The sequence below is a fragment of the Streptomyces sp. NPDC026589 genome (assembly GCF_040638385.1).
Lineage (GTDB): Bacteria > Actinomycetota > Actinomycetes > Streptomycetales > Streptomycetaceae > Streptomyces.
Genome location: NZ_JBEZYG010000009.1, coordinates 49159 through 69585 on the forward strand (window position 1 = coordinate 49159; position 20427 = coordinate 69585).

Genomic DNA, 20427 nt, shown 5'->3' on the forward strand with positions numbered 1-20427 from the left:
TGGCGTAGCGACCGGGGACCTTCAGTCGCGCAGGCGCAGGAACTGAGGGGGTACGGCGTCGGCGAGCCAGACGCCGTTGGCGCTGACCCGGAAGACATGGCCGGCGCGGTGCATCGCGCCCGCGTCCACGGTGAGGACGAGGGGGCGCCCGCGACGGGCGCCGACCCGGGTGGCCGTCTCCCGGTCGGAGGACAGGTGGACGTGGTGGCGGGCCATGGGGCGCAGGCCCTCGGTCCGGATCGCGTCCATCACTCGGGCGATCGTGCCGTGGTAGAGGTACGCGGGCGGTTCGGCCGGCGGCAGGTCCAGGTCGATGGCGACGGTGTGGCCCTGATTGGCGCGGATGCGGTCGCCTTCGATGCCGCCCTGGACGCTGCTCGCCACGCTGCTCCCGGCACCGTTCTCGATGGTGAAGCGCCGCTTGTCGTTGGCGGCGACGACGTGGTCCAGCTCGGCGCGGGAGAGGGTGAATCCGTGCCGAGCCGCGGCGCGCAGCAGCTCCTCGACCGCTACCCAGCCGTTCTCGTCGAGGGTGAGGCCGATACGTTCCGGCTGATGCCGCAGATGCTTCGAGAGGTATGTGGACACCTTGACGGTGCGACGTTCGTCCATGGCGTCAGAGTGCCTGTGGCGGGCTTGCCCGTGCATCCGCATTTCGGCTCGTAGGCTTCTCACCTCGTCGTCTCGTCGGTTCTTCGTTCTTCCGCGGTTCTTCGGCCATTCTCCTCAGACAGGTTTGATCCACAGCCAACTCAGGTTATCCACAGGTTATTTGGCGGTTCTGTGGACAACCTCTCTGGGATTTAGGTGCTTTCGTTGATTTCGTGCTCTTTGAGGTGAGTTGCGCTCAGGTAGTCCAAGGTGCGTGCCTGCAGCTCCCGTTCGGTGGCCGCCGCGACGAAGGCGGCCACCCGCTCCGCGCCAACCAACTCCTGCACAGCTCGTGTTGTACGGGCCGGAAGCAGCACGGGGCGCTTCGCGTCCTCGGAGATCGCCGTCTCCTCCGCGCGGAGGTGGTGGTGCAGATGACGTGTCGCGAACGTGCGCATGGCACGGGCCAGTTCCGCGTCCACCGTCTGCTGGGCGAGGGGACGCAGACGCCGTACGAGCGACGCCGCCTCGGCCGCGTCGGAGTCGGTGGGAGGCCGATGGCCCAGATAGCGGGCGAAGACGTGCTCGGTGGTGAACTCAAGGAAGCGGGAGGCTATGTGCTCCACCTGACCGCGAAGTTCCCGTAGATGGCCGGAGATCGCGGGCAGCGGGACCCCGGCCCCGTACAACTCGACGGCCACCGCCAGCTCTTGCGGGCTGGGTACGAGGAATTCGTCGTCCCGGCCGGGCACCCGCTCCAGCACGCCGAGCTCCACCGCCTCGGCGATGGCCTCGTCGTCCTGTCGGCCGCCGAACCTCGCGTCCAGCTCCCGGCGGGTGATCCGGTCGGCCTCCTCGTCCGTCCACGGGCCGTGCACCTCGGCGACCAGCCCGAGCACCCCGCCGAGCCCCCGCCCCGCGTCCCACGCCTCCAGCAACTCCTTGATGCTGGCAAGGGTGTATCCCCGGTCGAGCAGGTCCGCGATCTGCCGCAGCCGGGCCAGATGGGTCTCCCGGTACACATTGGCCCGGCCGCGCCGCTCGGGCGTCGGGAGCAGCCCCCGGTCCTGGTAGGCGCGGATCGTGCGCACCGTGGCCCCGCTGGCGTGGGCCAGGTCCTCGATCCGGTACTCGGCGGCCCGGGCGCCGGCCCCGGTCACAGCGGAGGCTTCAGCCGGGCGACGGAGCGCAGGGCCCCGGGGCTCAGCCGGGACAGCAGCCGCGCGCCACGCGCCTCGGGGGTCACCGGCACCACAGCCTGGTTGCGCACGACCGCCCGGAGGATCGCGTCGGCGACCCTCTCCGGCGGGTAGTTGCGCCGCCCGTAGAGACGGCTCGTCCGCTTCTGGAGCCGCGCCTCCTCCGCCGCGTCGGCCCCCGCGAAACGTGTGGTGGCGGTGATGTTGGTGTTGACGATGCCGGGGCATATCGCGCTCACCCCGATCGACTTCTCCGCCAGTTCGGCCCGCAGACATTCGCTGAGCATCAGCACGGCCGCCTTCGACGTGCTGTACGCGGGCAGCACCCGGGATGGCTGGTAAGCCGCGGCCGACGCCGTGTTGACGATGTGGCCGCCCTGGCCCCGGTCCGCCATCTGGGTGCCGAAGATCCGGCAGCCGTGGATGACCCCCCACAGATTGACGTCGAGGACCTTCTTCCACTCCTCGCTCGTGGTCTCCAGGAAGGAGCCGGACAGCCCGATCCCGGCGTTGTTGACCAGGACGTCGACGATGCCGTACTCGGCGGCGACCCGGGCGGCGAGCTTCTCCATCGCGGCCTCGTCGCTGACGTCGACCGCCTCGCCCCAGGCCGCGGGCGCCCCGATCAGCCGCGCCATCTCCGCGGTCCGGGCGGCTCCCTCCGCGTCCCGGTCCACGGCCACGACCTGGGCGCCCGCCTCGGCGAACGCGAACGCGGTGGCCCGCCCGATCCCGGAAGCCGCGCCCGTCACCAGGACCAGCTGACCGCCGAACCGCTGCGCGTAGGGTCCCTGCGCGGCCGTCCGCTGCGCGGGCGCGCCCTCCCGCCCGGCGGACTCGTGCACGGTGACGAACTCGTCGACCCAGGAGGCCAGCTGGTCCGGTCGGGTGCGGGGCACCCAGTGCTTGGCCGGGAGCGAGCGGCGCACCAGGGTGGGGACCCAGTCCTCCAGCCCGTCGTAGAGCCGCTCGGAGAGGAACGAGTCGCCGGTCGGCGTGATCAGCTGGACGGGTGCGTGGGCATAGGCGTCCGCGCGGGGCCTGCTGAGCCGGGAGCGGACGTTGTCGCGGTAGAGCCAGGCGCCGTGCGCCGCGTCGTCCGGCAAGGAGGCGGTGGGGTAATCGCCCGGGGGTACCTTCTCCAGGCGCTCCAGGATCCGGGGCCACCGCTTCCCGAGCGGGCCGCGCCAGGCGAGCTCCGGCAGGACCGGGGTGTGGAGCATGTACACATACCAGGACTTCGCGCCCTGGCCGAGCAGCTGACCGACCCGGCGCGGGGTGGGGCGGGCGGCCCGGCGCTTGATCCAGTGCCCGAAGTGGTCCAGGGACGGACCGGACATCGAGGTGAAGGAGGCGATCCGGCCCTCGGTCCTGCCGACCGTGACGAACTCCCAGGCCTGAACGGATCCCCAGTCGTGACCGACCACGTGCACCGGCCGGTCCGGGCTGACCGTGTCGATCACGGCCAGGAAGTCGTCGGTCAGCTTCTCCAGGGTGAAGCCGCCGCGCAGCGGCTTCGGGGCGGTGGACCTGCCGTGCCCCCGCACGTCGTAGAGCACCACATGCCAGTGCTCGGCCAGCCGGACGGCGACGTCCGACCAGACTTCCTTGCTGTCCGGATAGCCGTGGACCAGCACCACGGTCGGCCGGCCCGCGTCGCCCAGTTCGGCGACGCACAGCTCGACGCCTCCCGTGGCCACGCGTCGCTCACGTGCCTGAGACAGATTCACGCCGCCACCTTCTCCTCGGCCCAGCGCCGCACGTGCGGCAGATCGTCGTCCAGCCAGAAGGCGCTCTGCTCGGGGTCCTTGGAGTCGGTGACCACCAAGATCTCCTCGAACTTCGCGCCCGTACCCCGGAATCCGAGGTGGGGTTCGACCGCCCACAGGCCCGGCTGCGGCGGGTGGTCGGAGAAGCGGTAGGGGCTCCACAGCGGCGACCAGCCGTCCCGGTGGCCGTGCAGCGCGTCGCTCAGCAGTCCCTTGAGGGCCTGGGTGCCGAAGCCGAACACCTGGGGCGACCACCGGCGTTCGGCGACACGGTCGATCTTGTGGGCGATCACGCCGAAGGGGTAGGCCCGGTGCCTGTTCGCGTATCCCTGCGCGGTCATGAGGCGTTCGACGTCCTCGTATATCTCGCGCAGCGAACGGCGCTCGCGCACCTCCCGCAGGATCAGCTCGCGGTGGGCCTCCAGATCGGCCAGCAGCATGTCGTGCAGTGGATTGAGGCCGAGGCACCCCGCATACCCGACATCGGCGGTGAAACCCTTGTGGACCGGGGCCATGTCGAGGATGAACGGCATCCCCGGCTCCAGCTTCCGGTCGGTCGGGAAGAACTGCAGCGGCACCTTGAACCCGGCGAACGCCGTACGGTCGCCGAACCAGGCGAACGGGAGGTGGAACCAGTCGCGCACGCCCCGCTCGCGCAGCCACGTGCGCTGCATCCGGGCCGCCTCGCGCTCGGTTACCCCCGACCGCAGCTGACCGGCGACCGCCTCCGCGCAGGCATAGGCCAGACGCTGGACTTCTCTGAACCCCCGTAGCTCCGGGGTGCTTCGATACTGCACTGCCGTGTTCATGCCGGTCATGCCACCGTCCGTTCCCTGCCGTGTGCGGTACGCGTCCGTAACGTGACACTGATGAATGTGACCATGTCCGGCGGCTGCGTCAAGGGGGCTGCACGTCCTGTGGACAAGCACGGGCCCCGGGTGCCCCGTCTGTGGAAAACTCCGCCCCGCCCGTGGGAGCCCGGGCCGATGGCACCCGGTGGACCCCGGTCGCGCCACCCGTCCCGGAGACCGGGCCTCGCCCTTCGCGGGGTCCCCCTACGGGCGCGTACGCCTGGAGTCTGACGTGGATCCAGCCATCAGGGCTGACGACCCCTGTGGCCCGCGCCACTAACGTCGTCTCCGTGACAGCCGTTATCGCTACCGAAGCCCTGAGCATGCGGTTCCCCCGGGTGACCGCGCTTGACCGGCTCACGTTGGACATCGGACCGGGTGTGACCGGTCTGGTGGGTTCCAACGGAGCCGGCAAGTCCACACTGATCAAGATCCTGCTGGGTCTCTCCCCCGCCACCGAAGGCCGGGCCGCAGTGCTCGGGCTCGATGTCGCGACCAGCGGCGCCGCCATCCGGGAACGGGTGGGGTACATGCCCGAGCACGACTGCCTGCCGCCCGACGTGTCGGCGACCGAGTTCGTCGTGCACATGGCCCGCATGTCGGGGCTGCCGCCCACGGCGGCCCGCGAGCGCACGGCCGACACCCTGCGCCACGTCGGCCTCTACGAGGAGCGCTACCGGCCCATCGGCGGCTACTCGACCGGCATGAAGCAGCGGGTCAAGCTGGCCCAGGCCCTCGTCCACGACCCCCAGCTGGTCCTCCTCGACGAGCCGACCAACGGTCTGGACCCGGTCGGCCGTGACGAGATGCTCGGCCTGATCCGCCGCATCCACACCGACTTCGGCATCTCCGTGCTGGTGACCTCGCACCTCCTGGGCGAACTGGAACGCACCTGCGACCACGTCGTCGTCATCGACGGCGGCACGCTCCTGCGCTCCAGCTCCACCAGCGACTTCACGCAGACCACCGCGACCCTCGCGGTCGAGGTGACCGACAGCGACACCCACCCCGACGGCACCGGCGCGCTGCGCGAGATCCTCACCGACGCCGGGATCACCCTCATCGGCCACGACGGGATCGACACGGAGGGGCTGCCGGGCGCGGGCCACATCCTGCTGATCGAGGCGGCCGACGAGGACACGTACGACCTGGTCCGCGACAGCGTCGCCGGGCTCGGGCTCGGCCTGGTCCGCATGGAACAGCGCCGCCACCACATCGCCGAGGTCTTCCGTACCGAACAGGGCGGGGCGCACAGCACCGCCGCCCCGGCCGCGGCCGCCACCGCCGGGGCCGTACAGCAGAAGGGAAGCGGTCGCGATGAGCACTGAGACCGGGACCGCGGCCGGGCGCGACGCCTCCCGGATCCACAACATCGGCTACCGCTCCTACGACGGACCGCGGCTCGGCCGGGCCTACGCCCGCCGCTCCCTGTTCTCGCAGACGCTGCGGGGCTCCTTCGGACTGGGCCGTTCCGCCAAGTCCAAGGTGCTCCCCATGCTGCTGTTCGGCGTGATGACGCTGGTCGCGGCGATCCTGGTGGCGGTCTCCATGGCCGCCCCGGACGCCAGCAAGCTGGTCGTCGAGTACACCTCGTACGCGATCTACCTCCAGGCCGTCATCGGCCTGTTCATCGCCGCCCAGGCACCGCAGGCGGTGTCCAGGGACCTCCGGTTCAAGAGCGTCCCCCTGTACTTCTCGCGGCCGATCGAACGCGCCGACTACGTGGGGGCGAAGTTCGCCGCCACCGCCGCCGCGCTCTTCATCCTCACCGGCGCGCCGCTGCTCGTCCTCTATGTGGGCTCTCTGCTCGCGAAGTTCGACTTCGCGGATCAGACCAAGTGGTTCGGCCAGGGACTGGTGTCGGTGGCGCTGCTGTCCGTGCTGTTCGCCGGCCTCGGTCTCGTGATGGCAGCCCTGACCCCGCGGCGCGGCTTCGGCGTCGCCGCGGTGATCGCCCTCCTGACCATCACCTACGGCGCCGTCTCCACGATCCAGGCCATCGCCTGGGAGACCGGGTCGGAGGGGGCCGTGCAGTGGCTGGGCCTCTTCTCGCCGATCACGCTGATCGACGGCGTCCAGACCGCGTTCCTCGGCGCTACCTCCGCCTTCCCCGGAGGGGAAGGCCCGGGTGCCGGCGCCGGCGTGGTCTACCTGTTCGTTGTTCTCGCGCTCGTCGCCGGCTCGTACGCCGTTCTGATGCGCCGCTACCGGAGGGTCGGGCTGTGACCACCATCGAGATCGACCACACCTCGCGCTGGTTCGGCAACGTCGTCGCCGTCAACGACGTCTCCATGACCGTGGGGCCCGGCGTCACCGGACTTCTCGGCCCGAACGGCGCCGGAAAGTCCACCCTCATCAACATGATGGGCGGATTCCTCGCCCCCTCGACGGGGAAGGTCACGCTCGACGGCCGGCCGATCTGGCGCAACGAAGCCGTCTACAAGAAGATCGGCATCGTCCCGGAGCGGGAGGGGATGTACGACTTCCTCACCGGCAAGGAATTCGTCGTCGCCAACGCCGAACTCCAGGGCCTGGGCGGGGCCGAGGCGCAGAAGGCGCTCGCCACGGTCCAGATGGAGTACGCGCAGGACCGCAAGATCTCCACGTACAGCAAGGGCATGCGCCAGCGCGTGAAGATGGCGTCCGCGCTGGTCCACGAGCCCTCGGTGCTGCTCCTGGACGAGCCGTTCAACGGGATGGACCCGCGCCAGCGGATGCAGCTGATGGAACTGCTGCGGCGGATGGGGGACGAGGGGCGCACGGTCCTGTTCTCCTCCCACATCCTCGAAGAGGTCGAGCAGTTGGCCTCGCACATCGAGGTGATCGTGGCCGGACGTCACGCCGCGTCCGGGGACTTCCGGAAGATCCGCCGGCTGATGACGGACCGCCCGCACCGCTATCTGGTGCGCTCCAGCGACGACCGGGCCCTCGCGGCCGCGCTCATCGCCGACCCGTCCACGGCGGGCATCGAGGTCGACGTGACCGAGAAGGCACTGCGGATCCAGGCCGTCGACTTCGGGCGGTTCACCGAACTCCTGCCGAGGGTGGCCCGTGAGCAGTCCATCCGGCTGCTGACCGTCTCGCCGTCCGACGAGTCCCTCGAATCGGTCTTTTCCTACCTCGTAGCGGCCTGAGTAGTGGCCTGAAAGGAGCTGTGCACCGTCATGTACGACCCCACAGTCGCCCGGCTCACCTACCGGGCCCTGCTCGGCCGGCGCCGGGCCGCCATCCTGTTCGTCCTGCCCGCACTGCTGCTGCTCATCGCCGCGGCCGTGCGCATGTTCGCCGGAGCCGATGACCAGGTCGCCTCGGACGTCCTCGGCGGTTTCGCCATCGCCACGATGGTGCCGCTGATCGGCGTGATCGCGGGCACCGGAGCGATCGGCCCCGAGATCGACGACGGCTCGATCGTCTATCTGCTCGCCAAGCCCGTGAAGCGGCCCACGATCATCTTCACCAAGCTGATCGTGGCCATCGCCGTGACCATGGTGTTCTCCGCCCTGCCGACGCTTCTCGCGGGCCTGATCCTCAACGGCAACGGCCAGCAGATCGCCGTCGCCTACACGATCGCGGCGCTGGTCGCCTCGATCGCGTACAGCGCCCTGTTCCTGCTGCTAGGCACGGTCAGCCGGCACGCGGTCGTCCTCGGCCTGGTCTACGCGCTGGTCTGGGAGGCCCTGTTCGGCAGCCTGGTGGCCGGGGCGCGGACGCTCAGCGTCCAGCAGTGGTCCCTGGCGGTCGCCCAGAAGGTCGCGGGCGACGGCGCGGTGACCTCGGACGTCGGCCTGCCGCTCGCCACGGTCCTGCTGGTCGCGGTCACGGTCGCCGCCACCTGGTACGCGGGCCAGAAGCTGCGGGCGCTGAAGCTGGCGGGCGAGGAGTGAGGCCTGTGGGCTGAGCCCCCTGCCGCGCCCCGACGACCCCCGCCCTTCCGGACATGGGCGGGGGTCGTCGTATGAGCGGACAGGTGTGCGCGTAACCGTACGTTTATCGGGTCGTTGGGCAGGATGCGTGGAGGCAACTGGAATCCGTGGCGTCGTAGCGATCGTGAAATAGGGGAATGCCGGCACCGGGTGAGGCACAGCCCACCGGGCCGGTCATCGAGTGAGTGGCAACCGTGAGCGTCCTCCACCCCTGAAGCCCGGGGTGTGGGCCGTCCTCGTCATTCCCTCGTACGAAAGGCACACCCATGCCCACGGAAGTCGCCCTGCTCGAATCGCGCGCGTTGCGCGGGGAGCAGATGGGGCGCGTCGACGTCCTCGACAAGGTGAAGAGCCTGGTCATGCTCCCGGACGGAATTCACGTTCGCACAGAGGACGTGGCTCGTTACTTCGAAGTATCCACAGGGGCGGTCAGGAGGCTGACCGACCGGCATCAGGAGGAATTCGCCGAGAACGGCATGCGCGTACTACGCGGCGCTGACCTGCGGTCCTTCCATAGCGACATGATGTCGCTATGGGCTGGTGGCGGGAGGGAAAGTTATCCACAGGCGGCCACGCAATTGCGGCTCTACACCCGCCGAACCGTCCTCAACATCGCCATGCTTCTTCGCGACAGCGACATCGCCCGCTGCGTGCGTACGTACCTCCTCGACGCCGAGGAGGCGCTGCGCACGCAGATCGCCTCCCTCGACCAGCGCGTCACGCGCATCGAGAGCTGCCTCACCGGCGTCGGCAGTGCGCTGCAGGAGCTGGGGCCGGTGCTGGTGCGGATGTCGGAGCGGCTCGACAGCCTGGACCGCAAGGTGGAGGTGACGCACCAGGTGATCGGGGCGATGAGTCTGCGGCTGACGGATGTGCAGCAGGACGTCGTCCGCCTGGACGGGCGGCTGGACTCCTTCGCCCGACAGCTGAAGGATCTGCGCCGCCGTAGCAGGCAGCGCGGGTAGCGCCGATACACCAGCGGCCCGGCACCGTGGGAAACGGTGCCGGGCCGCTGTCGCGCTGCCGGGTGGGGCGACCTACTGCACGGGCGCCGAGCGGAGCAGTTCCTCCAGCACCACCGCGATGCCGTCGTCATCGTTGGACGCGGTGATCTCGTGGGCGACGGCCTTCAGGTCGTCGTGGGCGTTGGCCATGGCCACGCCGTGGTGGGCCCAGCCGAACATCGGGATGTCGTTCGGCATGTCGCCGAAGGCGATCGTGTCGGCCGCCTTCACACCGAGCCGGCGGGCGGCCAGCGAGAGGCCGGTCGCCTTGCTCAGGCCCAGCGGCAGGATCTCGACCACGCCGGCCCCGGCCATGACCACGTCGACCAGGCTGCCGACCGCCGCCCGCGCGGCGAAGGCCAGCGCGTCGTCGTCCAGCTCCGGGTGCTGTATGTAGACCTTGTTGAGCGGGGCGGTCCACATCTCGGTGGCGTCGTCCACGAAGAGATACGGAAGCGGCCCCTCCTGTACCCGGTAGCCGGGGCCCACCAGCACCTCGCCGTCCAGTCCGTCGCGGCTGGCCGCCAGACGCAGCGGGCCGACCTCCGCCTCGATCTTGGACAGCGCGAGACCGGCGAGCTGCCGGTCCAGGGTCAGCGAGGTCAGCAGCTTGTGCTCGCCCGCGTGGTAGACCTGCGCGCCCTGACCGCAGACCGCGAGCCCCTCGTAACCGAGGTCGTCCAGGATGTGCCGGGTCCAGGGGACCGCACGTCCGGTGACGATGATGTGCGCGGCGCCGGCCGCCGTGGCGGCGGCCAGGGCCTCGCGGGTGCGTCCGGAGACCGTGTCGTCCCCGCGCAGGAGTGTGCCGTCGAGGTCGGTCGCGACGAGCTTGTAGGGGAAGGTCACTTGGCGACCGGTTCCAGGACCTCGCGCCCGCCCAGGTACGGACGGAGCATCTCGGGCACCCGGACAGAACCGTCGGGAAGCTGGTGGTTCTCCAGGATCGCCACGATCGTGCGCGGTACGGCGCAGAGCGTGCCGTTCAGCGTCGCCAGCGGCTGGACCTTCTTGCCCTCGCGCATCCGGACGGACAGGCGGCGGGCCTGGAAGCCGTCGCAGTTCGACGCGGAGGTGAGCTCGCGGTACTTGCCCTGGGTCGGGATCCACGCCTCGCAGTCGAACTTCCGCGACGCGGAGGAGCCGAGGTCACCGGTGGCGACGTCGATCACCTGGAAGGGCAGTTCGAGGGCGGTGAGCCACTGCTTCTCCCAGTCCAGGAGCCTGCGGTGTTCGGCCTCGGCGTCCGCGGGGTCGACGTACGAGAACATCTCGACCTTGTCGAACTGGTGGACGCGGAAGATGCCGCGGGTGTCCTTGCCGTACGTGCCGGCCTCGCGGCGGAAGCACGGGGAGAACCCCGCGTACCGCAGGGGCAGCTTGTCGGCGTCGATGATCTCGTCCATGTGGTACGCGGCGAGGGGGACCTCGGAGGTGCCGACCAGGTAGTAGTCGTCCTTCTCCAGGTGGTACACGTTCTCCGAGGCCTGGCCGAGGAAGCCGGTGCCCTCCATGGCGCGGGGACGGACCAGCGCCGGGGTCAGCATCGGGATGAAGCCGGCCTCGGTGGCCTGCGCGATCGCCGCGTTCACGAGGGCGAGCTCCAGCAGCGCGCCGATGCCCGTGAGGTAGTAGAACCGCGAGCCGGAGACCTTGGCCCCGCGCTCCATGTCGATGGCGCCGAGCGCCTCGCCGATCTCCAGGTGGTCCTTGGGCTCGAAGCCCTCGGCGCCGAAGTCCCGGATGGTGCCGTGGGTCTCCAGGACGACGAAGTCCTCCTCGCCGCCGACCGGCACGTCCTCGTGGACGATGTTGCCGAGCTGGAGCAGGAGCCGCTTGGCGTCCGCGTCGGCCTCGTCCTGGGCGGCGTCGGCCGCCTTGACGCCGGCCTTGAGCTGTTCGGCCTTCTTGAGGAGCTCGGTGCGCTCCTCGGGGGTGGCCTTGGGGATCAGCTTGCCGAGGGACTTCTGTTCAGCGCGGAGTTCGTCGAAGCGGACGCCGGACGACCTGCGCAGCTCGTCGGCGGAGAGCAGGGCGTCGACGAGGTCGACGTCCTCTCCACGGGCGCGCTGGGAGGCGCGAACACGGTCGGGGTCCTCACGGAGCAGGCGAAGGTCAATCACCCCTCCAGGCTACCGGTGCGCGGTTCTCGCACTCGAACCGATATTGTCGAGCGCGTCACTTTGACCGAATTGCCGGAATTGATATTTCTGTGGGGAATCGTCGGCGGCGCGGGTCAACTCCCCCGAACAGGGGGGAAGGCCTGGTCCGCCTTGACGTACCTGCCTTGAGTGGGGCGGGAGTTGAGGGCGTGCTGTTCGTCGCGCTGTTCGTCGTTGTCCACAGGAGGGTCTGCATAGGAATAGTTATCCACAGGCTGTGTGGGAGTTCTGTGGACGCCGAAGGGCATTTGCTTCGGAACTCGGATGAATCCGTGCGTAATCTCCGCCCAAACCTGTTCCGTGTGCTCGTTCGGGTGGGAATTCATCGCCCTGAAGAGTTGATCAAGGGGGGTAGGGGTGACGTGGATACCTCGTGCCGCCTCGCGCCTCTGTGGACGGCCCCGAGTCGACTGGGTTGATTTGTCGATGATGTCGCATTGCGGTGTCGACTTGTCCCCAGGCCGAGAGCTCTCCTGTGGATAACTCTCCGGAGTGCGTGACTATCTGTAGATCGCACCGCTGCGGAGTGCGCAAGGAGGCCGCCCCGGGAGCCTCCGAGTCTTCGCGCCTTGGTGCCTCGGTGCCTTGGCGCCGGAGCTTCTCCTGCCCGCCCGTCAGATCCGGCCGTCCTGGCTGCGCGCCAGCCAGTCGGATGCTTCCGTGAACGCCGTGTCCGATGTGCCCGCCCGCAGCGGCCCCACCTCGTCCGGGGAGACGCCCGCCCGCGGGTACGAGCCGAGGAACCGCACCTTCGGGCTGATCCGCTTCAGCCCCATCAGGGCCTCCCCGACCCGCCGGTCCGCGATGTGGCCCTCGGCGTCCACGGCGAAGCAGTAGTTGCCGATGCCCTCGCCGGTCGGGCGCGACTGGATCAGCATCAGGTTGACGCCGCGCACCGCGAACTCCTGGAGCAGCTCAAGGAGGGCGCCGGGATGGTCGTCGCCCAGCCAGATCACCACGGAGGTCTTGTCCGCGCCGGTCGGTGCGGAGGGCCGGGCGGGCCGGCCCACGAGGACGAAGCGCGTCTGGGCGTTTACCGCGTCGTGGATCTCCGTCACCAGCGGCTCCAGGCCGTAGGTCGCGGCGGCGAACTCCCCGGCGAACGCGGCGTCGTACCGCCCCTCCTGGACCAGCCGGGCCCCGTCCGCGTTGGACGCCGCCGACTCCCACAGGGCCCCCGGGAGGTGGGCCGCCATCCAGTTGCGCACCTGCGGCTGGGCGGCCGGGTGGGCGGTGACCGTCTTGACGTCCGACAACTTCGTCCCGGGCCGTACCAGCAGCGCGAAGGTGATGGAGAGCAGCACCTCGCGGTAGATCATCAGCGGTTCCCCGCCGGCCAGCTCGTCCAGCGTCGCGGTGATGCCGCCCTCGACGGAGTTCTCGATCGGCACGAGCGCCGCCGCCGCCTCGCCGCTGCGCACGGCGTCCAGGGCGGCCGGCACGGACACCATCGGGGCGAGTTCCCGGGTGGCGGCTTCCGGGAGCGTACGGAGGGCGACCTCGGTGAAGGTGCCCTCGGGACCGAGATAGGCGTAGCGCGTGGCTGACATACGGTCACCCTAATGCGCCCCGCGAGGCTCGCCGCGCAGTCTCAGAATGCGGTCGGAAGAGCGCGGGAAGTCCACGCCACACGCGCTTCCCGGCCGGAGCCCACGCGCTTCCCGGCCGGAGCCCACGCGCTTCCCGGCCGCCGGAGCCCGCGCGCTTCCCGGCCGCCGGAGGCCGCGCGCTTCCCGGCCGGAGCGAGGATGGGGCGAAGACAGCGCGGGCGCTCCTACGACTCCAGCAGCCGCTGTCCCACGTACTCGCCCTCCGCCGCCCCGCCCGGGGCCGCGAACACCCCGCTCGCCTCGTGCCGGAGGAACGGCGACAGCGCGTCGCCCCGGTCGAGCTTGCGCTGCACCGGTACGAATCCGCGGAACGGGTCCGCCTGCCAGCAGACGAAGAGGAGTCCGGCGTCCGGAGCGCCGTCCTCCGCGATGCCGTCGTGGTACGAGAACGGGCGGCGCAGCATGGCGGCCCCGCCGTTCTTCTCGGGCGAGGAGATCCGGGCGTGGGCGTTGTCGGGGATCACGAGCCTGCCGTCCGGGCCCGCCTTGTCGAGGTCCATCTCCGTGGTCTCGGTCCCCCCGCTCAGGGGCGCCCCGTCCGCCTTGCGCCGCCCGATGACCCGCTCCTGGCGTTCCACCGGAAGCTTCTCCCAGTCGTCCAGGAGCATCCTGATCCGGCGGACGACGGCGTACGAGCCGCCCTCCATCCACTCCTGCGGTTTCCCGGGGGAGGCGGGGACGAACACGCGCCGGTCGAAGTCCTCGTCGGTCGGCTTCGGGTTGCCGGTCCCGTCGATCTGGCCCATCAGATTGCGGGCGGTCATCGGGCGGGCGGTCGCGCCGGGGGTGCGGTTGAAGCCGGTCATCTGCCACCGCACCCGTGCCGTGCCCGCGGCTTCCTTCTGGAGGGCCCGCAGCGCGTGGAAGGCGACCAGCGCGTCGTCGGCGCCGATCTGCACCCACAGGTCGCCGTTCGACCGCTCGGCGTCGAGGGCGTCGGCGGAGAACGCGGGCAGCGGGTCGAGCGCGGCGGGCAGGCGGGCGGTCAGACCGGTGCGCGCGAAGAACGTACGGCCGAAGCCGAAGGTGACGGTCAGGGACGACGGCCCCGCGTCCAGGGCGATCCCGGTGTCGTGCCCGGGGCCGTCCGGCCCGCCCGCTGTGGGGCGGCCCGCCATCAGCTCCTTCGCCACCGCGGACCAGCGCCGCAGCAGGGCCGCCGCCTCCTTGCGCCGGGCGCCCGCCGCCAGGTCGAAGGCGACTAGATGCCCCCGGGCCTGAAGCGGAGTGGTGATCCCCGGTTGATGTTTCCCGTGAAACATCGCCTCGGCCGCCCCGACGCTCGTCAGCGCGGCCGTCTCCTCGGGACGGGTGGCGGCGTACCCGGCGGCCCCGCCCCCGGCCCCCAGCACCAGCCCTGTGGCACCCGCCGCACCCGCCGTGCCGAGCAGCCGCCGCCGCGATACGCCGGTACCGCCGGCGTTGTCGGCACCCGGGGTACCGGTGGCGGGGCTGCCCGGGGTACCGGTGGCGGCGGTCTCGTGCGGAGTCTGCTTCTTGGTCCTGCTCACCGTGCTCAGCCGATCTTCGCGTTCTTGTCGATGGTGACCTGGTCGATGTCGGAGGTCCTTACCGTCACGTCGACCTTCCAGTCCCCGGCCATCGGGATCTGTACGCCGCTCGCCGTCCAGTGCCCCTCGGCCAGCCGGTCCGGGACGACCGGCAGCGGGCCGATGTCCTTCGACTCCAGAGTGAGGGCCACCTTCAGCTCGGGAACGTCCATCGGCTCGCCGTCGCTCCCGTCGATCCACACATGCAGATCGTTGGATCCGGTGCGGCCGGGGTCGATGTCGATGCGGACGGTGCCCTTGCCGTTCTGGCCGCCGGTGTCGAACGGCATGCTCAGGTTGACCGGGCCGCCGGCGGCGGGGGCGGTGGCCGCGGTGTCGCCGGCAGCGGCCTCCTCCTCCGTACGGCCGGGTTCGGTGGACGTCAGCATGGTGGTGACGGCCAGCAGGACGACGGCGACGGCGGCTTCGGCCAGCACCGAGCGGCGCAGCCCGGAGCGCTCCGGGTCGGCGTCCCGTACCCGCTTCTTCTTCGTCGCGGTCAGAACGGCCCGCTGACGGGCCAGTTGCGCGGCGCGCTCGGGGGCGATGTCCTCGTCGGAAGCGTCGGAAGCGTCGGAAGCGTCGGAAGCGTCGGAAGCGTCGGAAGCGTCGGAAGCGTCGGAAGCGTCGGAAACCTCGGACGACGTGGCCGGGGCCGGGGGGGTGTCCCCCGGCTCGGTCGCGGCGTCCTCTTCCTCGGCTCCGGAGGAGGAGGCGACGGCGGTGTCCGTCAGCCGCCCCGTCCAGCGCCGGGAGAACCAGGCGACCGCGAGCAGGACGGCGATCAGCGCCACCTTGAGGATCAGGAGCTGCCCGTAGCGCGTCCCGGTCAGCGCCGACCAGGAGCCGACCTGTCGCCAGGACTGGTAGATCCCGGTCGCCGCCAGGACCACGACGCTGCCGAACGCGACCGCGGAGAAGCGCCGGACCGCGGCGCTCCCGATGTCCGGCGTCCGGTACAGCGCCACCAGGAGCGAGGCGAGCCCACCGAGCCACGCGGCGACGGCCAGCAGGTGCAGGACATCCACCGGCATGGCGATGGACGCCTGGATGCCGGTCGAGGCGTGCTCGGACATCGCCCAGGTGGCGGCGATGCCCGCCGCGACGACCCCGCCCCCGACGGCGAGGCCGAAGGTGAGGTCTTTCTTCTCCCGCTCGTCCTCGCGCCGGGCGTACGTGCCGAAGAGCACGGCGATGAACAGGGCGGCGGCCCCGAGCAGCAGCAGCCGGGAGACGAGGGCGGCGCCGGGCTTGGTGTCCAGGACGGACTGGAGCCCGGCGAGGTCGAAGGCGTCGGCGAACTTTCCGCTGCCCGTGTACGGGTTGCGCAGCAGCAGCATGACCAGGGTCGCCACGGTCAGCGTGAGCCAGCCGCGGACCACGAGTCGCTGCATCGGCGGGGTGGACGCGCCCCGCCGCCAGCAGACCAGGACGAACGCGCTGCCGCCGACGAGCAGCACGAATCCGCCGTAGGCGGCGTAGCGCGCGATGTCGTAGACGACGCCGACCGGGCCGCCGCCCACGTCCTGGGAGGACAGGGCCACCGTGGTCTCGGACGGGGCGCCGATGGAGAACGTGAACGCGCCGGAGATGGGGTGGCTGTCGGCGGAGATCGCCTGCCAGGCCACCGTGTAGGTGCCGTCCGGCAGGCCGGAGTGGAGTGCGACGCCGTAGCGGACGGTGGAGCCCTCGGAGAGGTCGCGCGGTTCGGCCTCGGTGTCGGCGCGCTTGCCGCTGGGGTCGAGGACGCGGATGGAGTCGTCGCCCACGGCGATGGCCTCGGAGAAGCTGAGGGTGACCTCCTTGGGCGCGGTGTCCACCACCGCCCCGTCCTGCGGGTCGCTCCCGGTGAGGGCGGCGTGCGCGGACGCCGGGCCCGCGCCGGCCAGCAGCAGCCCGAACACCAGGCTGAGCAGCGCGGCCAGGAGCGCGGCGGCGGCGACGGGCCGTCGTATCGGGGACGGTCCGGCGTACGGGGCGGTGGCAGACATCGATTCAGTCCCTCACTGCTTCTTCGGGTTGTGGGTGGTTTCCTTCACCGGCAGGTCGACCGTGATGAGGCCGGCCTTCTCGAAGTGCAGCTCGACGGAGACCTTCTCGCCCTGCTTGGGCTTCTGCTTGAGCTTCATGAACATGATGTGGTTGCCGCCGCGCTCGAGGTCGAGCTCGCCGCCCGCGGGCACCTCGAACGAGGAGACCTCGCGCATCTTCTGGTTCTTCGTCTCGTGGATCGTGACGTCGTCGGAGAGCGGACTGGTCACCGAGGTGAGCCGGTCCCCGGCATCGCCGTTGTTCTGGACGACGAGGAACCCGGCGGCCATGTCGCTGACGGGCTGCGGCAGATACGCGCCGACGACCTCCAGGTCGGGCGTGCCGTCCGACGAGCAGCCGGCCAGCGTCAGTCCCGTGGTGAGGGCCAGAACGCCGGCGAGGGCCGCCCGGCGGTTCACGGAGCCTCCCCCTTGAGCAGCTTGGGGAGGTCCTTCGTGTACTCCTCGGCGGTGGTGTCCTCGCCGTAGAGCACATACCCCTGGTCCGTCTTCGGGGAGAAGGCGATGACCTGGGCGCCGTGCATCGAGACGATGGTCCCGTCCTTCTCCTTCTTCGGGGCGTCGATGCCGATGCCGATCTGCCGCGCCCCGGCCTGGATGGTCGGGAAGTCGCCGGTGAGGCCGGTGAAGGAGGGGTCCTGGGCGGAGAGCCACTTGCCGAGCGAGGCGGGGGTGTCGCGCTCGGGGTCGGTGGTGACGAAGACGACCTGGAGCTTCTCCTGGTCGGCCTTGGGCAGTTCCCGCTTGGCGAGGGAGATGTTGCTCATGGTCAGCGGGCAGACGTCGGGGCAGTTGGTGTAGCCGAAGTAGATGAGCGTCGGCTTGCCCTTGGTCGCCTCGCGGAGGTCGTACTCCTTGCCGTGGGTGTCGGTGAGGACGAGGTTCGGCTTGGTGAACGGCTGGTCGAGTACGGTCGCGGCCTTGTCCTTCGGCGCGGCGCTGACGTCGGCGATGGCGGAGGACTCCGCCTTGTCGTCAGCGGTGCCGCAGGCGGAGAGGGCCAGTGCGGCCGCGGCGGCGAACGCCACGGCCGTCACTGCTTTTTTGTTGCGCATGGGATGAGGTGTCCTGAACGTGGTGCGGGTGAGGGAACCGGCCGGTCAGGCCGAGCGGCGACGTCCGGCGAGCACGCCGAACGCGATGCCACCGATGCCGATGACGATGCCGATGATGCCCAGCGTGCGGGCGGTGGTGTCGCTGGAGGAGGAGGACGCGGCGGTGCTGCTCTCCTTGGCCGACGCGTCGGTGTCGGCGGCCTTGGAGTCGTCGGTCTTCTCGGCGCCGTTGGCCGCGCCGCCGTGGCCGTCCTCGGCGGCGGCGGTCAGCTTCAGGACGGGGGCCGGGCTGTCGGGCTCCTCGCCGCCCGCCGTGGGCTCCTCGATCCAGCGGACGACTTCCTTGTTGTCGTACGTCTGGATCGCCTTGAAGACGAGCTGGTCGGCGTCCTCGGGAAGCGCGCCGACGGAGACTGGGAACTGCTGGAAGTAGCCGGGGGCGATCTCGCCCTCGTCCGCGGTCCAGGTCACCTTGGAGACGGCCTCGGTGATCTTCTTGCCGTGCACCTCAAGAGGCTTGTCGAGCTTGCTCTTGGAGATGTCGATCTTCCAGCCCGGGACGGCCTGCGGGGTGACGGACGACAGCGGGTGGTCGGCCGGGAAGTTGACTTCGAGCTTCACCGTCGAGGCCTGGTCGCGCTCGTTGGGGACCTTGAAGTTGAGCGTGGCGTATCCGCCCTTGGCGGCCTCGCCGACCGGCTGGACGCTGACGTGGGCGGCGGCCGGGCCGGCGATCAGCAGGACGGTGGAAGCGGCGACGCCGGCGGCGAGGGCGATACGGGAAAGCTTCATGGCAGGAATCTCCACTGGGGAAACGGAACACGGTGGTCCGGCGCGCGGGGTGCGCGGCGGCATCACGACACCTCGTGATCCGGTTCCGCGGGCGTGCGTGCACAGGGACGTGCACGCACGGGGCCACACGGGGTCGGTGGAGGCGTCGCGTCAGGCTGCGAGGGCGTACGGGGCCGGAGGCCCGCGCCTGATCACCAGGTGTTGCAGAGGATCCCCGGCGGCCGGTACCGGCACGTCGTCGGAGTGACGCGGAACGCGCGGCCCGGCGATGAGCTGCTCGCGCGCCCCGGCCCGCAGGGCGCGGACGAGGGTGAGCGCGGCCCGCAGGGACCGCAGCCGGGCCCCGGCCGCCAGTGCCTGGGCGCTGTGGGCGGAGAGCCGGGCCAGTTGGAAGAGGGCGATCTCGCCGCGCCGCAGCAGCCAGCCGGTGGCGAGCGCGACGAGGACGTGGGCCAGGAACATCGACAGGCTCGGCAGCAGCGCGGAGACCGCGGCGCAGACCTGCGCGATGCCGGAGACGCCGTCCGGGGTCGCCGACGCGGCAGTCCCGACCGCTCCGGCCCCACCGTCCGCGAGATGGCCGCGGGCCCCCGCGAGCGTCGCCGGGTCGATGCCGGCGGAGGAGACGATGCGGTGGGCGTCGGTCGCGGTCAGCTGCTCCGGGCCGGCGCCGCAGACGAGACCGGCGGCGAACCGGATGACCGGGTTGTCGCCGCCCGCGGGCGCCGCGGCTGCGGGGGCGCCGGCGTGGCTGCCGTACGCGAAGAGCACGTGCAGAAGGATCTGCCCGCCGGCCAGCGCGCCCACGATCGCCGGAAGGGAACGTTCCCTTCCGGCGAGGACCGTGGCGACGGCGAGGACGCCGAGGAATCCGGCGAGCAGGGTCCACGCGGGGACGGGCGCTCCGGCGGCGAGCGCGTGTCCGGCCGCGGACAGCACGACGCAGGCCGCGGTGAACACCGCGGCCCTCATGAGCCGCAGACCGGCTCCTGCGTGTGCGAGAGGCGTGGACATGGCCGGGACATCATCGCACTGCACCCCCCTGTCCCGTACGGCAGGTCCGGAAGGTCAGAGTCCGTCCCCAACCGTGCTTGTCGGATCCGTTCGCGGGGGATGTACGGACTGGGGGCGCGCACCCCAGGTCACCGGACGGACGCCCGGTGACCTGGTACCGGGCGGGTCCATACACCGGGCGGCCGAATATCCACATCCGCCGAATGAGGGCTTTCCCACCCGATCCGTGCTTACGAAGTGCCGAGGGCGGCAATACGTATCGATACGTCGAGCCGCAGCCAGGAGGCTGAAAGATGAGCATCTGGTGGTCTCTCCATTTGCGGCGCGAAGCTGCGAGCGTCCCGCTCGCCCGTCGTTTTCTGCTCGGCACCATGGAAACCGCAGGGGTGGATCCGGACATCTCCTTCGACCTGTCGGTCGCGCTCAGCGAGGCCTGTGCGAACGCCGTCGAACACGGTGGCGACCGGACAGCGCTCGGGGAGCCGGGGGATTCCGGCTACGGACGCCCTGCCGCGGACTCCGGGCAGTACCGGGTCACGGCCTATCTGGACGGCGAGAAATGCCGTATCGAGGTCAGCGACTCGGGGCCGGGCTTTCCCGCCCGCCGCGCGCTTCGCCCAGCCGCGCCCGCAGAACAGCACCCGCAGTACACGGAGCACCCGCAGTACACAGAGCATCCGCAGCAGCCACTCCCCCCGCGGGACGCCGAAGCCGAGAGCGGCCGGGGCCTCGACCTCATCCAGCAGCTCTCGGACCACGTCCAGTTCGGCAACCGGCCGGGCCACGGCGCGGTGGTGCGCTTCGACAAGGTCCTGAAATGGCGCGAGGGCGCGCTGCTCACGGTGTAGTGAGCGGC

Annotated in this window: 19 protein-coding genes; 6 read left to right on the plus strand and 13 right to left on the minus strand. The window is 70.7% G+C overall.

Annotated elements, in window-relative coordinates; all coding sequences use genetic code 11:
- Window positions 1-21: 21 nt before the first annotated feature.
- The 4 genes from AB0F29_RS17195 to AB0F29_RS17210 form a co-directional block, all read right to left on the minus strand.
- On the minus strand, window positions 22-612 hold the full coding sequence (locus tag AB0F29_RS17195; protein ID WP_361872815.1) for an RNA 2'-phosphotransferase: 591 nt from the start codon (window positions 610-612) through the stop codon (window positions 22-24).
- 191 nt (window positions 613-803) lie between these two features.
- On the minus strand, window positions 804-1751 hold the full coding sequence (locus AB0F29_RS17200) for a MerR family transcriptional regulator (RefSeq protein ID WP_361872817.1): 948 nt from the start codon (window positions 1749-1751) through the stop codon (window positions 804-806).
- Window positions 1748-3520 carry an SDR family oxidoreductase gene (locus AB0F29_RS17205; RefSeq protein WP_361872819.1) on the minus strand — a complete coding sequence of 591 codons (1773 nt, stop codon included), beginning with the start codon at window positions 3518-3520 and terminating at the stop codon, window positions 1748-1750. Before AB0F29_RS17205 ends, AB0F29_RS17200 begins: the two co-directional genes overlap by 4 nt.
- On the minus strand, window positions 3517-4377 hold the full coding sequence (locus AB0F29_RS17210; RefSeq protein ID WP_361872822.1) for a M24 family metallopeptidase: 861 nt from the start codon (window positions 4375-4377) through the stop codon (window positions 3517-3519). The genes AB0F29_RS17205 and AB0F29_RS17210 overlap by 4 nt, the downstream gene beginning before the upstream one ends.
- 356 nt (window positions 4378-4733) lie before the next feature.
- Here AB0F29_RS17210 and AB0F29_RS17215 point away from each other — a divergent pair, with 356 nt between their 5' ends.
- The 5 genes from AB0F29_RS17215 to AB0F29_RS17235 all read left to right on the plus strand — a co-directional run bounded on the left by AB0F29_RS17215 (window position 4734) and on the right by AB0F29_RS17235 (window position 9298).
- Complete coding sequence (locus AB0F29_RS17215; RefSeq protein ID WP_361873256.1) at window positions 4734-5738, plus strand: ABC transporter ATP-binding protein; 1005 nt, start codon at window positions 4734-4736, stop codon at window positions 5736-5738.
- Window positions 5728-6636 carry an ABC transporter permease gene (locus AB0F29_RS17220; protein WP_361872824.1) on the plus strand — a complete coding sequence of 303 codons (909 nt, stop codon included), beginning with the start codon at window positions 5728-5730 and terminating at the stop codon, window positions 6634-6636. Before AB0F29_RS17215 ends, AB0F29_RS17220 begins: the two co-directional genes overlap by 11 nt.
- Complete coding sequence (locus tag AB0F29_RS17225; protein ID WP_361872827.1) at window positions 6633-7544, plus strand: ABC transporter ATP-binding protein; 912 nt, start codon at window positions 6633-6635, stop codon at window positions 7542-7544. The genes AB0F29_RS17220 and AB0F29_RS17225 overlap by 4 nt, the downstream gene beginning before the upstream one ends.
- 30 nt (window positions 7545-7574) lie before the next feature.
- The gene (locus tag AB0F29_RS17230) at window positions 7575-8294 is read left to right on the plus strand and encodes an ABC transporter permease (protein ID WP_018957378.1); all 720 of its coding nucleotides are present in this window, start codon (window positions 7575-7577) and stop codon (window positions 8292-8294) included.
- 305 nt (window positions 8295-8599) lie between these two features.
- Window positions 8600-9298, plus strand: a complete 699-nt coding sequence (locus AB0F29_RS17235; RefSeq protein WP_361872829.1) for a hypothetical protein — start codon at window positions 8600-8602, stop codon at window positions 9296-9298.
- Between the two features lie 72 nt (window positions 9299-9370).
- Here AB0F29_RS17235 and AB0F29_RS17240 read toward each other — a convergent pair whose 3' ends face one another.
- The 9 genes from AB0F29_RS17240 to AB0F29_RS17280 form a co-directional block, all read right to left on the minus strand.
- A complete protein-coding gene (locus AB0F29_RS17240; RefSeq protein ID WP_361872832.1) occupies window positions 9371-10186 on the minus strand; it encodes an HAD family hydrolase in 816 nt (271 codons plus the stop codon).
- Complete coding sequence (gene serS, locus AB0F29_RS17245; RefSeq protein ID WP_361872834.1) at window positions 10183-11460, minus strand: serine--tRNA ligase; 1278 nt, start codon at window positions 11458-11460, stop codon at window positions 10183-10185. Before serS ends, AB0F29_RS17240 begins: the two co-directional genes overlap by 4 nt.
- Before the next feature lie 653 nt (window positions 11461-12113).
- Window positions 12114-13049: a prephenate dehydratase gene (gene pheA / locus AB0F29_RS17250; RefSeq protein WP_361872837.1), complete on the minus strand. Its 936-nt coding sequence runs from the start codon at window positions 13047-13049 to the stop codon at window positions 12114-12116.
- Between the two features lie 224 nt (window positions 13050-13273).
- Window positions 13274-14620: an iron uptake transporter deferrochelatase/peroxidase subunit gene (gene efeB / locus AB0F29_RS17255; protein ID WP_361872839.1), complete on the minus strand. Its 1347-nt coding sequence runs from the start codon at window positions 14618-14620 to the stop codon at window positions 13274-13276.
- A 5-nt stretch (window positions 14621-14625) separates the two neighbouring features.
- Window positions 14626-16650, minus strand: a complete 2025-nt coding sequence (locus tag AB0F29_RS17260) for a copper resistance protein CopC (protein WP_361872841.1) — start codon at window positions 16648-16650, stop codon at window positions 14626-14628.
- 12 nt (window positions 16651-16662) lie between these two features.
- On the minus strand, window positions 16663-17109 hold the full coding sequence (locus tag AB0F29_RS17265) for a copper chaperone PCu(A)C (RefSeq protein WP_361872843.1): 447 nt from the start codon (window positions 17107-17109) through the stop codon (window positions 16663-16665).
- Window positions 17106-17765: an SCO family protein gene (locus AB0F29_RS17270; RefSeq protein ID WP_361872845.1), complete on the minus strand. Its 660-nt coding sequence runs from the start codon at window positions 17763-17765 to the stop codon at window positions 17106-17108. The genes AB0F29_RS17265 and AB0F29_RS17270 overlap by 4 nt, the downstream gene beginning before the upstream one ends.
- A gap of 45 nt (window positions 17766-17810) precedes the next feature.
- The gene (locus tag AB0F29_RS17275) at window positions 17811-18557 is read right to left on the minus strand and encodes a YcnI family protein (protein WP_361872846.1); all 747 of its coding nucleotides are present in this window, start codon (window positions 18555-18557) and stop codon (window positions 17811-17813) included.
- 150 nt (window positions 18558-18707) lie between these two features.
- Window positions 18708-19571: a hypothetical protein gene (locus tag AB0F29_RS17280; RefSeq protein WP_361872849.1), complete on the minus strand. Its 864-nt coding sequence runs from the start codon at window positions 19569-19571 to the stop codon at window positions 18708-18710.
- 293 nt (window positions 19572-19864) lie between these two features.
- Between AB0F29_RS17280 and AB0F29_RS17285 the strand changes: the two genes are divergently transcribed.
- Complete coding sequence (locus AB0F29_RS17285; protein ID WP_361872852.1) at window positions 19865-20419, plus strand: ATP-binding protein; 555 nt, start codon at window positions 19865-19867, stop codon at window positions 20417-20419.
- Window positions 20420-20427: the final 8 nt, after the last annotated feature.